This window comes from Amycolatopsis sp. NPDC006131, from assembly GCF_040614175.1.
GTDB classification, from domain to species: Bacteria; Actinomycetota; Actinomycetes; order Mycobacteriales; family Pseudonocardiaceae; genus Amycolatopsis_E; species Amycolatopsis_E tucumanensis.
This window is the reverse complement of record NZ_JBEXTX010000015.1, coordinates 67,101-79,597: the sequence shown is the minus strand read 5'-3', so window position 1 is coordinate 79,597 and position 12,497 is coordinate 67,101. Positions and strand designations below refer to the sequence as shown.

The window sequence follows — 12,497 nt, the reverse complement described above, 5'->3', positions numbered from 1 at the left end:
GGTACTCGTCCGGTGTCCCCACACGGATCGTGACCCGACACCCGCGAGCACGCAGAGAACCAAGGAGTACCCACACACCGTGGCCGTCAAGATCAAGCTCCAGCGCCTCGGCAAGATCCGTGCGCCGTACTACCGCATCATCGTCGCCGACGCCCGCACCCGCCGGGACGGCAAGGCGATCGAGTCGATCGGCAAGTACCACCCGAAGTCCGAGCCGAGCTTCATCGAGGTCGACTCCGAGCGCGCCCAGTACTGGCTGGGTGTCGGCGCGCAGCCGACCGAGCCGGTGCAGCGCATCCTGGAGATCACCGGTGACTGGCAGAAGTTCAAGGGCCTGCCGGGCGCCGAGGGCACGCTGAAGACCGCCGCGCCGAAGCCGACCAAGGAGGAGCTGTTCAACGCGGCCCTCGCGGCTGCCGGTGACGAGCCCGCCAACGAGGCCACCACCCCGAAGAAGAAGTCGGCCAAGAAGGCCGACGACGAGGCGGCGAAGGACGAGGCGTGAGCTTCCTCGCCGACTCCCTCGAACACCTGGTGCGGGGGATCGTGGACAACCCGGACGACGTCCGGGTCGACCTGATCACCACCCGCCGCGGTCGCACGCTCGAGGTCCACGTCCACCCGGACGACCTCGGCAAGGTCATCGGCCGTGGCGGCCGGACAGCGACCGCGCTGCGCACCGTCATGGGCGGCATCGGTGGCCGCGGCGTCCGCGTGGACGTCGTCGACACCGACCGCTGACCCATCCGTGGACGTCGTCGTCGGGCGGGTCGCCAAGGCCCACGGTGTGCGCGGTGAACTCGCCGTGGACATCCGGACCGACTCGCCCGAGGAACGCTTCCGCGACGGCGCGACGGTGACCGCGCGTTTCCGCGACGGCACCACGCGCCCGCTGACCGTCGCAGCCGCCCGCCCACACAGCGGGCGGCTGCTGGTCACGTTCGAGCAGGTGGTGACGCGTGAGGCCGCCGAGGCCCTGCGCGGCGCCCTGCTGCTCGCCGACACCGCCGACCTCCCGCCATCGGACGACCCGGACGAGTTCTACGACCACGAACTCGAGGGGCTGCGCGCCGAGCTGAGCGACGGCGAGGTGATCGGCACCGTCACCGAGGTCGTGCACGCCCCGCACGGCGAGCTGCTCGCGCTCGACCGCGACGGGCGCACCGTCCTCGTGCCGTTCGTGCAGGCCATCGTCCCCGTGGTGGACGTCAAGGGCGGCCGCGTCGTGGTCGATCCGCCCGAGGGCCTGCTCGACGACGCCGGCTGACGGGCTGGTTACGCTCGCGCCGTGCGGATCGACGTCGTCACCATCTTCCCCGAATACCTGGACCCGCTGCGGGCCGCGCTGCTGGGCCGCGCCATCGAGCGCGGGCTGATCGAGGTCGGGGTGCACGATCTGCGGGACTGGACCCACGACGTGCACCGCGCCGTCGACGACGCGCCCTACGGCGGTGGTCCGGGCATGGTCATGAAGCCCCAGGTCTGGGGCGACGCGCTGGACGCGGTGTGCGGTCCGGAGACCCGGCTGGTCGTGCCGACCCCGGCGGGCCGCCCCTTCACGCAGGAGATGGCGCACTCGTACGCCCGCGAGAAGCACCTCGTGTTCGCCTGCGGCCGCTACGAGGGCATCGACCAGCGCGTGATCGACGACGCCGCGCGCCGGATGCCGGTCGACGAGGTGTCCATCGGCGACTACGTGCTGGTCGGTGGCGAAGCCGCGGTGCTCGTCATGGTCGAGGCCACGGTCCGGCTGCTGCCCGGCGTGCTGGGCAACCCCGTGTCGGCCGAGCAGGACTCCTTCTCCGACGGCCTGCTCGAAGGCCCCAGCTACACGCGCCCCGAGGTGTGGCGCGACCTGTCCGTGCCCGAGGTGCTGCGGTCGGGCAACCACGCGCTGATCGACCGCTGGCGGCGCGACCAGGCCCTCGAACGGACCCTCCTGCGCCGCCCCGATCTCCTCGACCGGTTGCCGGAAGGTACGCTGGACCAGCGCGATCTCGCCGTGCTCGACCGTGTCCGGTCCGAGCAGCGGCAGGCCGGGTGATCCGGCCGGGGACGCGTCTGCAATACTTGACAGGTTGGCCGTGCCAGTGGTGCGTGCCTGCCACAAGCCCCCGGGTCGCCTGCCGTGAGTGAGCGTGCGCGTGCTCGGATGACTGCCAGACAGACGAAGGACGAGGACGGACTCCCGATGAACACCCTGGACGCCCTGGACGCTCAGTCGCTGCGTTCCGACATCCCGAACTTCCGCCCGGGTGACACGCTGAAGGTGCACGTTCGCGTCATCGAGGGAAACCGTGAGCGTGTTCAGGTTTTCCAGGGCGTCGTGATCCGCCGCCAGGGTGGCGGTATTCGCGAGACCTTCACCGTGCGCAAGGTTTCGTTCGGTGTCGGCGTGGAGCGCACTTTCCCGGTGCACAGCCCGAACATCGCGAAGATCGAGGTGCACAAGCGCGGTGACGTGCGTCGCGCCAAGCTGTACTACCTGCGCGAGCTGCGCGGCAAGGCCGCCAAGATCAAGGAGCGCCGCGAGGCTCCGACCGCGTCCTGAGGGATCGGACGTTCTCCGATAGCCTGGCGAAGTGGTCGAACCTGTGCCCTCCAGCGCCGCTGAGGACGAGCCCGAACGCCCGGAACCGGACGAGAGTGCCGATGCCGGCGCAAATGGGAAACGGCGCCGCCGTAAACCCAAGAAACAGCGCTCGTTCTGGGTCGAACTCCCGATTCTGATCGTCGTCGCGCTGGCGCTGGCATTCGTGTTCCAGCAATTCCTGGCGCGGGTCTACACGATTCCTTCGGGGTCGATGGAGACCACGCTCCACGGGTGCACCGGGTGCTACGGCGACAAGGTCCTCGTCGACAAGATCACCTACGACTTCACCGACCCCGAACCGGGTGATGTCGTGGTGTTCAAGGGCCCGGAGCCGTGGGTGGAGAACGAGGTCGCGACCGAGCGGTCGGGTAACGCGGTCGTGCGGTTCTTCCAGAACATCGGCTCGGTGTTCGGGCTGGCGCCGCCGGACGAGCGCGACTTCGTCAAGCGGATCATCGCGACCGGTGGCCAGACCGTCGAGTGCTGTGACGCCCAGAACCGGGTCGTCGTCGACGGCAAGGCCCTCGACGAGCCCTACATCCACTGGCAGAATCCGGACAACCAGCGGCAGGAGCCGTTCGATCCGGTGACGGTGCCGGACGGCTACGTCTGGGTGATGGGCGACAACCGCAACGACTCGTGCGACTCGCGCTGCCAGGGCGGCGGCGGGGTCCGCGGTGCCGTCCCGGTGGACAACATCATCGGCAAGGCACGCATCATCGTGTTGCCACCCAGCCGGTGGGGCGGGGTCAGCGACCACAACCCGCAGGCCGCCGCGCAGCCGGCCGCGCTCGGCATGAGCGCTCCGGCGTGGCAGGAAGGCGTTCCGCTCGGGTTCGGGGTCGTCGCCGCGTGGCCCGCGGTGTGGGGCGGACGGCGACTGGGCTCGAAGGTGCGCGAGGCGGCCGAGCGAAAGCGGTAACCAGGTTGGGTAGGTCTTCGGCGGTTCTGGCCTCCTTCCGCCCGCCCAGGGCGATCGTCCGGGGTGAGACGGCGTGGGGTCTGCAGTCGGCGCTCGACCGGCGTGGTCTCGGCCCGGTGGCCGGGGTCGACGAGGCGGGTCGCGGGGCCTGCGCGGGTCCGCTGGTGGTCGCGTCATGCGTACTCCGGCCGGGGGACGCCGCCCGGCTGGCGGAGCTGAACGACTCGAAGCTGCTCACCGCGCTGGCCAGGGAGCGGGTCTACGAGCGGCTCCTGGTGCGCGCCCTGGACTACTCGATCGTCGTCATTTCGCCCGAAGAGGTGGATCAGCTCGGCATTCATGTCACGAACATCGAGGGCATGCGCCGGGCGGTGGCGGGGTTGCGGGAGTGCCCCGGGTACGTGCTGACGGACGGTTTCAAGGTGCCGGGTCTGCCGGCGCCGAGCGTGCCGGTGATCAAGGGGGACCGGGCGGTCGCGTGCGTGGCGGCCGCGTCGGTGCTGGCCAAGGTGACGCGGGACCGGATCATGGCCGAGACGCACCTGGAGTACCCGATGTACGGATTCGATGTGCACAAGGGGTACACGACCGCGGACCACGGCGCGGCGCTCGTCGAACACGGGCCGTGTGAGGTACACCGGTGGTCGTACACCAATGTGGCAGCGGCGGCCGCCGCCCACGGTCTGCGACCACCGCGGAAGGTCATGCTCACCGCTGCTGCATTGGGGCAGTCCGATGCTCCGGTACGTGCTCTGGAGGGCACCGTGGTTCAGAATGGGAGTTCCGCCGCCGGAGACCGGTCGAACTCGCGAGGAGGGGCGCGGATTTCATGAGCGCAGAGGATCTCGAGAAGTACGAGACCGAGATGGAGCTGTCGCTGTACCGCGAGTACCGCGACATCGTCAGCCAGTTCTCGTACGTGGTGGAGACCGAGCGGCGGTTCTACCTGGCCAACGCGGTGGACGTGCAGGTCAGGGACAGCGGGGGAGACGTCTACTTCGAGGTCCGCATGTCCGACGCGTGGGTGTGGGACATGTACCGCCCGGCCCGGTTCGTCAAGAACGTCCGCGTGATCACGTTCAAGGACGTGAACGTGGAGGAGCTGGAAAAGCCAGAGCTGAGGCTCCCCGAAGAGGGCCCGTTCTCCAGCTGACACCCCAAGCTCGACGAGGGACGTCCCCCAGCGGGGACGTCCCTTTTCTTTTGACCGCCGCACCTCACCGGCCGTCTGCCCCTTTCGCCACCTACCCGGGCCTGACCCCTGGCGCCCCCAGCGGCCGTCCGCCTCCTGGCGCGACCCCCAGCCGTCCGTCCCCGGCGCCACCCACCGGTCTGCCTCCTGGTGCGACCCCCAGCCGTCCGTTCCCGGCGCCACCCACCGGCCGCCCGCCTCCCGGCATCACCCAGCGGCTGTCTGCCCCTGTCGTCGTCTACCTGGCGTCTGCCTCCTGGCGCGAGCCACCGGCCGTCTGCCTCCCGGCGTCACCCAGCGGCTGTCTGCCCCCTACGCGCCCGAACAGCCGTCCGCCCCGGGCGCCACCCAGCGCCCGTCTGCCCCTGGCGCCACCTACCGGGGGCCCGCCTCCCGGCGCGACCTACCGGCCTTCCGCCTCCCGGCGCGCCCCATCAGCCGTTCCCCCGGCGCCACCCACCGGGGGTCTGCCTGCCGGCGCGACCTACTGGCCGTCGGCCTCCCGGCGCGCCACACGGCCGTCCGCCACCTGGCACGCCCCATCAGCCGTTCCCCCGGCGCCACCCACCTCTCGACTCTGCTTCTGCCCCCACTCCGGGCGCTGCGAGGCCCGTTTCCCATCTCGACCCGAATCCCGACCGCTGCCCGGCCCTTTCCCGCCTTCACCTGGGCTCCCGGCCGCCCGCGCGCCTCCAACCCCAGCTCATCTCCCGCCCGCCGCCCCTACCACCCGGGTCCGACATTTCCGCCCCACCGAGCCGCACCCCACCGCGGTTTGTCCACATCACCCCACTTGTCCACAGGCCTGGCAATTCGCTCTGTCGACGAAACCGCAGGTCATGGCACCGTCGAAGGCAGTGAACGACCACCGACCTTGGGGGACCAGCCATGACCACCGCGGCCAGACCCGCCCGCCACCTGACACTCGGCCGTTGGGGCGAGGACATCGCCGCGCGCCACCTGCAGAAGCTCGGCTTCGTCGTGCTGGCCAGGAACTGGCGCTGCCGCCAGGGCGAGCTCGACCTCATCGCCACCAACGGCCGCACCCTGGTCATCTGCGAGGTCAAGACCCGCACCCGGGAGAGCTTCGGCGATCCCGCGGAGGCGGTCACCGAGGACAAGGTCGCCCGCATCCGGCGCCTCGCCGGGCAGTGGCTCAGCATCCACCGCGTCGGCTGGTGCCGGGTCCGCTTCGACGTCATCGCGGTCTACGCGGATGGCGACGGCGAACCCCGCGTCCGCCACATCCCGGGAGCGTTCTGATGCCGCTCGGACGCGCCTGGTCGGTGGCACTCGTCGGCCTCGACGGCCGCCTGGTCGAGGTCGAGGCCGACCTGGGCGGTGGCCTGCCCGGGATCAAGATGATCGGCCTGCCCGACGCCGGCCTGCGCGAAGCGAAAGACAGGGTCCGCTCGGCCATCCGCAACTCGGGCCAGCACTGGCCGGAGGACAAGCTCACCCTCGGCCTGTTCCCGGCGAACCTGCCCAAGCTCGGTTCTGGCTACGACCTCGCGATCGCGGTGGCCATCCTCGCGTCCGCGGGCAAGGTCCCGGCCACTCGGCTGCTCGGCACGGTCCTGCTGGGCGAGCTGGCGCTCGACGGCCGGGTGCGCGAAGTCCGCGGAGTCCTGCCCGGCCTGCTCGCGGCCCGCAAGGAGGGGATCAAGCGCGCGATCGTGCCGTCCGGGACGCTGTTCGAAGCTGCACTGGTCGACGGCCTCGAGGTCTACGGCGCGGCGAGGCTGCGGGACGTCCTTGCCTGGCTGGAGGGCGAAAACGCCCTGGCCCGGCCGGAGCCACCCACCGAAAGCGAGCCGCCCAAGGGGCTGGATCTGGCGGACGTCGTCGGCCAACCCGAGGCGCGCTGGGCGCTCGAAGTGGCTGCCGCGGGCGCGCACCACCTCCTCCTCACCGGTCCGCCCGGCGTGGGGAAGACCATGCTCGCCAAGCGACTGCCCGGACTCCTGCCCATGCTCTCGCCGGGGGAGTCGCTCGAAGTCACCGCCGTGCATTCGATCAACGGCAAACTGACACCCGAGTCCCCGCTGATCAAAGTCCCGCCGTTCGTCGCGCCGCATTACTCGGTGTCCGAGGCCGCGCTCATCGGTGGCGGCGCGGGCATCGCCACACCGGGCCTGATCAGCCGCGCCCACCGCGGGGTCCTCTTCCTGGACGAAGCGGCGGAATTCGGATCGCAGCGGCTGGACTCCCTGCGCACGGTCCTGGAGGAGGGCGAGGTCAGCATCGCCCGCGCCCGTGGTTCGGTCCGCTACCCGGCGCGCTTCCAGCTCGTGATGGCCACTAACCCGTGCCCGTGCGCGCCACCCCGCGAAACCGACTGCACGTGCTCGCCGACCGAGCGCCGCCGCTACCTCAGCAGGTTGTCCGGCCCGCTGCTCGACCGCGTCGACCTGCGCGTCCGGCTCCGCCCGATGACGGCGATGGGCCGCCACGAGAGCAGCGAGCCCGAGCCGACGGAGGTGGTCCGCAAACGCGTCCTGGCCGCCCGCGACCGCGCCGCCGCCCGCTGGAGCGAGCACGGCTGGAAGACCAACGCCGAGGTCCCCGGCCCCGCCCTGCACCGCGAGTTCGCCCTCCCACCCACGACGACAGCCCTGCTGAACCGAAGCCTGGAACGCGGCACGGTGACCGCCCGGGGCGTCGACAGGTGCCTCCGGATCGCCTGGACCCTGGCCGACCTCGCCGACGCCGACGAACCCCAGGCCGACCACGTCGCCGCCGCGCTGGAGTTCCGAGACCGGAGGGCGGCATGAGCCCTCGACGTTCGCTGCGCAACCTCGGCCCTGGCCAAGGCGCAGGCAGTTCACACACGGAGGGCTGCACGAGCCTCCGCCACTCCTCCGCACCGCTCAGGCACCGGCCATGGCGCGCGTCGTCGCCCGTGCTTCGGTACCGGGCATTCGGGGAGGGCCGCATTAGCCCTCGGACCTCACCGCTTGCCACGGCTCATCTCACAACCCCGGTTCTGACACCGGCACCCGTGACGGGCCGCATGAGCCTTCAACGTTCGCGCCGCGCCACCTCGGCACTGGTCAGGAGCATGTCGCCATCCAGCTTCCACGGAGGGCTGCAAGAACCTCTGACATTCCTCTACACCGCTCCGGCACCGGCCGTGGCGCGCCTCGTCCCTGCTCCCGCACCGAGACGCCACGCGGGGAGGGCCGCATGACGACCACCCCCGAGCCCGTCAGCGCCAAGCTCGACGCAGAGCGCCTTGCCCGCTCCTACCTGGTCCGTGTCGCCGAGCCGCCGGCACCCGCCGTCGTCGACTTCGTCGCTCAGCACGGACCCGTCGCGGCGGCTGAGGCGATCCGCGCCGGCGACTGTCCCAACCGCGTCCGCGACGAAACCGAGGCCCGCCGCACGCACGACCACGCCCAGCGCGACCTCGACGAAGGCGCTCGCCTCGGCATGCGGCTGCTGATCCCGGAGGACGACGAGTGGCCGGGCTGGCCGCTCCTGTCCCTCCAACTCGCCGCCAGCCGTGGTGTGCAGGGCGTCGCCCCGCCGCTCGCGTTGTGGGTGCGCGGCCAAGCCCGCTTCGACGAGGCCACCGAGCAGGCCGTGGCGATCGTCGGCGCGCGAGCTGCCACCGGGTATGGCGAGCACGTCGCCGGCGACTTCGCCTCCGCGTTAGCCGGCCAGGGCGTGTCGGTCTTCTCCGGCGCCGCCTACGGGGTCGATGGCGCGGCGCACCGCGGAGCCCTCTTCGTCGGCGGCACCACCGTCGCGCTGCTCGGCTGCGGTCTCGACGCCGGATACCCCGCTGGGCACGTCGTCCTGCTCGACAAGATCGCCGAGCACGGCGGTCTCGTCGTCAGCGAGTACCCGCCGGGCACACCGCCGGCCCGCCACCGCTTCCTCGTCCGCAACCGCCTCATCGCCGCGCTCAGCGAGGGCACCATCGTCGTGGAGGCGGGCCGCCGCAGTGGCGCCCGCAACACCGCGACCACGGCCGGAGCGCTCGGCAAAGTCGTGATGGCCGTGCCCGGGCCGATCACCTCCGCGTTGTCGATCGGCTGTCACGAACTGATCCGCGAGTCCGGCGCCACCCTCGTGGCCTCGGTCGATGACGTGATCGAAACCGTCGGGCGGCTGGGCACGCCCCGGCCCGAGAAGGTCCGCTCGAAACGGCCGACGGACGGTCTCGGGCCGGACGCCCTGCGCGTCCACGAGGCGCTCGACCGGCGCGAGGGCAAATCCGCCGAGCAGGTCGCCACCGAATCCGGGGTGCCGGTCGCCCGGGTCCGGGCGTTGCTGCCCGCCCTCGAACTCGACGAGTTCGCCGTGCGCTGCGAGAGCGGCTGGCGTCGCAGGTCGAGGAGGTGATGCGATCGTCATCTGCCGCCGGTGTGGCGATGCTTGACCGCACGCGTCCCTTCGCGCAGCGTGAACAACCATGTCCGCACGGGAATCTCGGGGCCGCAAAACGGACCTGCACGCCCTCCGGGACGCCCTGCCGCGCGCCGCCGCCGAGCTGGTCGACGCCTACGAACGGCACCTCGGGCTTGAACGAGGGCTGTCCCCGCACACGGTGCGCGCGTATGTCGGGGATGTGGTGTCCCTGCTGGGGTTCCTGCACGGTGAGGAGCCGCAGCCGGACGTCGCCGCCCTCAAGGGCTTGGACATCGGGGCGCTGCGGGCCTGGCTCGCCGACCAGCGCAACGGGGGAGCCGGCCGGACCACCCTCGCGCGCAGAGCGGCCTCGGCGCGGACCTTCACCGCCTGGGCCCGCCGCCAGGGCGCGCTCGACCACGACCCGGGTGCGAAGCTGGTCGCGCCACGCGTGCACCGGACCCTGCCGCCGGTGCTGCGGCCGGACGAGGCCGAGGACGTCCTGACGGCCGCGGGCAGCGGCGCGGCGCAGCAGGAACCGGTCACCTTGCGTGATCTCGCCGTCCTCGAGCTGCTCTACGCGACGGGTGTGCGGGTGTCCGAGCTGTGCGGGCTCGACGTCGACGACGTGGACTTCGGCCGCAGGCTCGTCCGCGTCCTCGGCAAGGGCGGCAAGGAGCGCATGGTCCCGTTCGGCGCGCCGGCTGACCGCGCGTTGCGCGGCTGGCTGGACCACGGCCGTCCGGCGGTGGCGAGTGCGGTGGCGAAGCCGCACGCATCCGCGCTGTTCCTCGGCGTCCGGGGCGGCCGGCTGGACCCGAGAACGGTCCGGCGGGTGGTGCACGAGGCCCTCGACGCGGTGCCCTCGGCGGCCGACATGGGTCCGCACGGACTGCGGCACACCGCGGCAACGCACCTGCTGGAGGGCGGTGCCGACCTTCGCAGCGTTCAGGAGCTACTCGGTCACGCTACGCTTGCCACGACACAGCTCTACACCCACGTGACCGTCGAGCGGTTGAAGGCGATCCATGACCAAGCCCACCCCCGATCCCGATGACCTCGGAGGACGGCAGGCAGGATCGTTGACACCGCCCGTCCCGTACGAGCCCGGAGAACGACCTGAGCCCGCTACCGAGAACGGTTTCCGTGTGACGGCCGATTTGCGAGCTACCCCTGCCCGCCCTGCCCCCGAGCAGGCCGGACACCCGACGCTGCCCGAGTCCGAACCGGACAGTGGGCTTCGGAGCGACCCCGCCGGCGCGCCCATCCCGGACCTCGGTCCTCGGAGTGGCGCGCTCGCGACGGACGCCGAGGCGCAGGCCGGGGCCAACCCTAGCGGCGATTCCCAGGCCGGGGCCAACCCGAGCGGCGATTCCCAAGCCGGTGCAGGGACACCCGGCGGCGCGGAAGCGTCTGCGGCCACTGGCGCGGTCGCGGACAGCGAGGCGCAGGCCGGTGGCACGGCGGGCACCAGCACCGCTCAGCCCGGTGGGTCCTCCGCCCGGAGCGCGGGAGACGGTGACTCCGCGATCCAGGCGGTGTGGCGCGAGTTCCGTGAACGCCCGGAGCAGCGGCTGCGCGAGCGCCTGGTCCTGCACTACGCGCCGCTGGTCAAGTACGTCGCCGGGCGGGTCGGCACCGGGCTGCCCACGCACGTCGACGTCAGCGACCTCATCCAGTCCGGCATCTTCGGCCTGATCGACGCCATCGAGAAGTTCGAACCCGAGCGCGGCCTGCGGTTCGAGACCTACGCGATGCAGCGCATTCGCGGCGCGATCCTCGACGACCTGCGCTCGCAGGACTGGGTGCCCCGCGTCGTGCGCAGCCGCGCCCGCGAAGTGGAGCGCGCGCTCGAACGCCTCGGCGGCCGGCTGCGCCGCACCCCGACCGACACCGAGGTCGCGGCCGAGCTGGGCATCACCCTCGACGAGCTGCGTGACCTCTACAGCCAGCTCCAGCTGACCAGCGTCGTCGCGCTCGAGGACCTCATGGCGGCAGGCCGGGAGAGCGGTTCGCTGGTCGACACGCTCCCCGACGACGACGCCATCGACCCCGTCGCCGTCCTCGTCGACCGCGACAACCGCCGCCAGCTCGCCGAGGCCATCGCGCAGCTCACCGAACGCGACCGGATCGTGGTCAGCCTCTACTACTTCGAACGGCTGACGCTCGCCGAGATCGGTCGCGTCCTCGGCGTCACCGAGTCGCGGGTCAGCCAGCTGCACACGCGCGCGGTCCTCCGGCTGCGGGCTCGGCTCACGGAACAGGCCGGGGTCTAGCCGGTCCACGGCTTCAGTCGGATCGCCGAGCCGGTCTGGACCAGGGGGAGCGGGTTCAGGTACTCCTCGCCCCGTCGCACGCCCCAGTGCAGGCAGGCCTCGACCGAGCAGCCCGGATGCCCGGCCTCGACGACCCCGACCGGCTGGCCCCGCCACACCTGCGTGCCGACCGGCACCGACGGCGCGACCGGCTCGTAGGTGGTCCGCAACCCGCCGTCGTGGTCGATCGAGATCACCGGCCGCCCGGCGACGAGCCCCGCGAACACGACCACGCCCGGCCCCGCGGCCAGGACTTGCTGGCCGGGCGTGGCGGCCAGGTCCACGCCGCGGTGACCCGGCCCGTAGGGCCCGGACGGCGCCTGGAACGGCCGGACGACCACGGGCTTCGGCGACAACGGCCACCCGAACCGGGGATCCAGCTCGTCCGCCACCGCGCGGGCCACAGCCGCCGTCCCCGTCCCGGGAGGCCCGACCGTCCCGGGAGACCCGATCGATGTGCCGGGCACCGCCGCCGGTCCCTTGGCGGCCGGCTCCTGCGGCGAGCTGGCTCCGGCGGCTGTCGGCTCCTTCGCTGCCGGCCCCTGCGGTGAGCTGGCTCCGGTCGCTGCCGGCGCGTTGGGTGCCGACCCTTGCGGTGAGTTGGCTGCGGCGGTCGTGGGTCTCCTCTTCGCTACCGGGCCCTGCGGTGAGCTTGTGGTGGCCGCAGCGGCTGGTGCAGCCGTGCCTGGCGCCTCCGGTGGGTTGGCGGCCAGGGCCGCTGGTCTTGCGGGGACCGGTTCGAGGGGTGGGTCGGCCGCGGCCGGTGGCTCGGTCGTGGCCGGCGCCTGCGGGAGATCGGCTGCAGCCACCGCCGCTGGCTGTGCGATGACCGGTCCGTGTGAGGACTCGGCCACCGCCGCACCCTGCCTCCACGGCACCTCGCCCACAGCGCCCACGGCAGCCGGGACCGAGAGCCACCCAACGGCGCTGACCAGCACGAACCCGACCAACCGGCGAATCACCATGATCATCGGCCCAGCCTGGCGCACATCGGGCTCCACGATCGGGCGGCGACAGAATCTGTGGACAACTCCGCCTCGCCTGTGGACAACCGCGCCCGACCAGCCCATCCGCGGCGGCCTGGACCAAGCAGCCCGGAGCACCAGGCCGCCCGTGGTG

Annotated in this window: 14 protein-coding genes; 13 read left to right on the top strand and 1 reads right to left on the bottom strand. The window is 72.0% G+C overall.

The annotated features are described in order from the left end of the window. Nucleotides 1-79 precede the first annotated feature (79 nt). From rpsP to ABZ215_RS11275, 13 genes are all read left to right on the top strand, one after another. Nucleotides 80-505 (top strand): 30S ribosomal protein S16, encoded by a 426-nt coding sequence (rpsP, locus tag ABZ215_RS11335; protein WP_020418154.1) that lies wholly within the window; start codon nt 80-82, stop codon nt 503-505. Beyond that, nucleotides 502-741 carry an RNA-binding protein gene (locus ABZ215_RS11330; protein WP_017987579.1) on the top strand — a complete coding sequence of 80 codons (240 nt, stop codon included), beginning with the start codon at nt 502-504 and terminating at the stop codon, nt 739-741. Before rpsP ends, ABZ215_RS11330 begins: the two co-directional genes overlap by 4 nt. A gap of 7 nt (nt 742-748) precedes the next feature. Then, nucleotides 749-1,267: a ribosome maturation factor RimM gene (gene rimM / locus ABZ215_RS11325; protein WP_017987580.1), complete on the top strand. Its 519-nt coding sequence runs from the start codon at nt 749-751 to the stop codon at nt 1,265-1,267. 21 nt (nt 1,268-1,288) lie between these two features. Continuing rightward, complete coding sequence (trmD, locus tag ABZ215_RS11320) at nt 1,289-2,044, top strand: tRNA (guanosine(37)-N1)-methyltransferase TrmD (protein WP_017987581.1); 756 nt, start codon at nt 1,289-1,291, stop codon at nt 2,042-2,044. Nucleotides 2,045-2,191: 147 nt separating this feature from the next. Continuing rightward, complete coding sequence (gene rplS, locus ABZ215_RS11315; protein ID WP_017987582.1) at nt 2,192-2,551, top strand: 50S ribosomal protein L19; 360 nt, start codon at nt 2,192-2,194, stop codon at nt 2,549-2,551. A gap of 31 nt (nt 2,552-2,582) precedes the next feature. Continuing rightward, complete coding sequence (gene lepB, locus ABZ215_RS11310; protein ID WP_354949422.1) at nt 2,583-3,515, top strand: signal peptidase I; 933 nt, start codon at nt 2,583-2,585, stop codon at nt 3,513-3,515. Nucleotides 3,516-3,568: 53 nt separating this feature from the next. Continuing rightward, complete coding sequence (locus tag ABZ215_RS11305) at nt 3,569-4,348, top strand: ribonuclease HII (protein ID WP_027931788.1); 780 nt, start codon at nt 3,569-3,571, stop codon at nt 4,346-4,348. Then, the gene (locus ABZ215_RS11300) at nt 4,345-4,668 is read left to right on the top strand and encodes a DUF2469 domain-containing protein (RefSeq protein WP_017987585.1); all 324 of its coding nucleotides are present in this window, start codon (nt 4,345-4,347) and stop codon (nt 4,666-4,668) included. The genes ABZ215_RS11305 and ABZ215_RS11300 overlap by 4 nt, the downstream gene beginning before the upstream one ends. A gap of 927 nt (nt 4,669-5,595) precedes the next feature. Then, nucleotides 5,596-5,970, top strand: coding sequence for a YraN family protein (locus tag ABZ215_RS11295; protein ID WP_354949421.1), 375 nt, complete (start codon nt 5,596-5,598; stop codon nt 5,968-5,970). After that, on the top strand, nt 5,970-7,481 hold the full coding sequence (locus ABZ215_RS11290) for a YifB family Mg chelatase-like AAA ATPase (protein ID WP_354949420.1): 1,512 nt from the start codon (nt 5,970-5,972) through the stop codon (nt 7,479-7,481). The genes ABZ215_RS11295 and ABZ215_RS11290 overlap by 1 nt, the downstream gene beginning before the upstream one ends. Nucleotides 7,482-7,893: 412 nt before the next feature. Then, nucleotides 7,894-9,057, top strand: coding sequence for a DNA-processing protein DprA (dprA, locus tag ABZ215_RS11285; RefSeq protein ID WP_354949419.1), 1,164 nt, complete (start codon nt 7,894-7,896; stop codon nt 9,055-9,057). 70 nt (nt 9,058-9,127) lie between these two features. Then, nucleotides 9,128-10,120 (top strand): tyrosine recombinase XerC, encoded by a 993-nt coding sequence (locus ABZ215_RS11280; protein ID WP_354949418.1) that lies wholly within the window; start codon nt 9,128-9,130, stop codon nt 10,118-10,120. Nucleotides 10,121-10,274: 154 nt separating this feature from the next. Further along, entirely contained in the window at nt 10,275-11,339 is a 1,065-nt protein-coding gene (locus ABZ215_RS11275; RefSeq protein ID WP_354949437.1) for a FliA/WhiG family RNA polymerase sigma factor, read from the top strand. On the opposite strand, the gene ABZ215_RS11270 is transcribed toward ABZ215_RS11275, so the two are convergent. After that, nucleotides 11,336-11,782 (bottom strand): M23 family metallopeptidase, encoded by a 447-nt coding sequence (locus ABZ215_RS11270; protein ID WP_354949417.1) that lies wholly within the window; start codon nt 11,780-11,782, stop codon nt 11,336-11,338. The two genes, ABZ215_RS11275 and ABZ215_RS11270, sit on opposite strands and share 4 nt — an antisense overlap. Nucleotides 11,783-12,497: the final 715 nt, after the last annotated feature.

Excerpts from the sequence above, each read along its gene's own strand:
- ABZ215_RS11295 (WP_354949421.1), top strand. The coding sequence starts at position 5,596 with ATGACCACCGCGGCCAGACCCGCCCGCCACCTGACACTCGGCCGTTGG.
- ABZ215_RS11280 (WP_354949418.1), top strand. The coding sequence starts at position 9,128 with ATGTCCGCACGGGAATCTCGGGGCCGCAAAACGGACCTGCACGCCCTC.
- ABZ215_RS11300 (WP_017987585.1), top strand. The coding sequence starts at position 4,345 with ATGAGCGCAGAGGATCTCGAGAAGTACGAGACCGAGATGGAGCTGTCG.
- ABZ215_RS11290 (WP_354949420.1), top strand. The coding sequence starts at position 5,970 with ATGCCGCTCGGACGCGCCTGGTCGGTGGCACTCGTCGGCCTCGACGGC.
- dprA (WP_354949419.1), top strand. The coding sequence starts at position 7,894 with ATGACGACCACCCCCGAGCCCGTCAGCGCCAAGCTCGACGCAGAGCGC.
- rplS (WP_017987582.1), top strand. The coding sequence starts at position 2,192 with ATGAACACCCTGGACGCCCTGGACGCTCAGTCGCTGCGTTCCGACATC.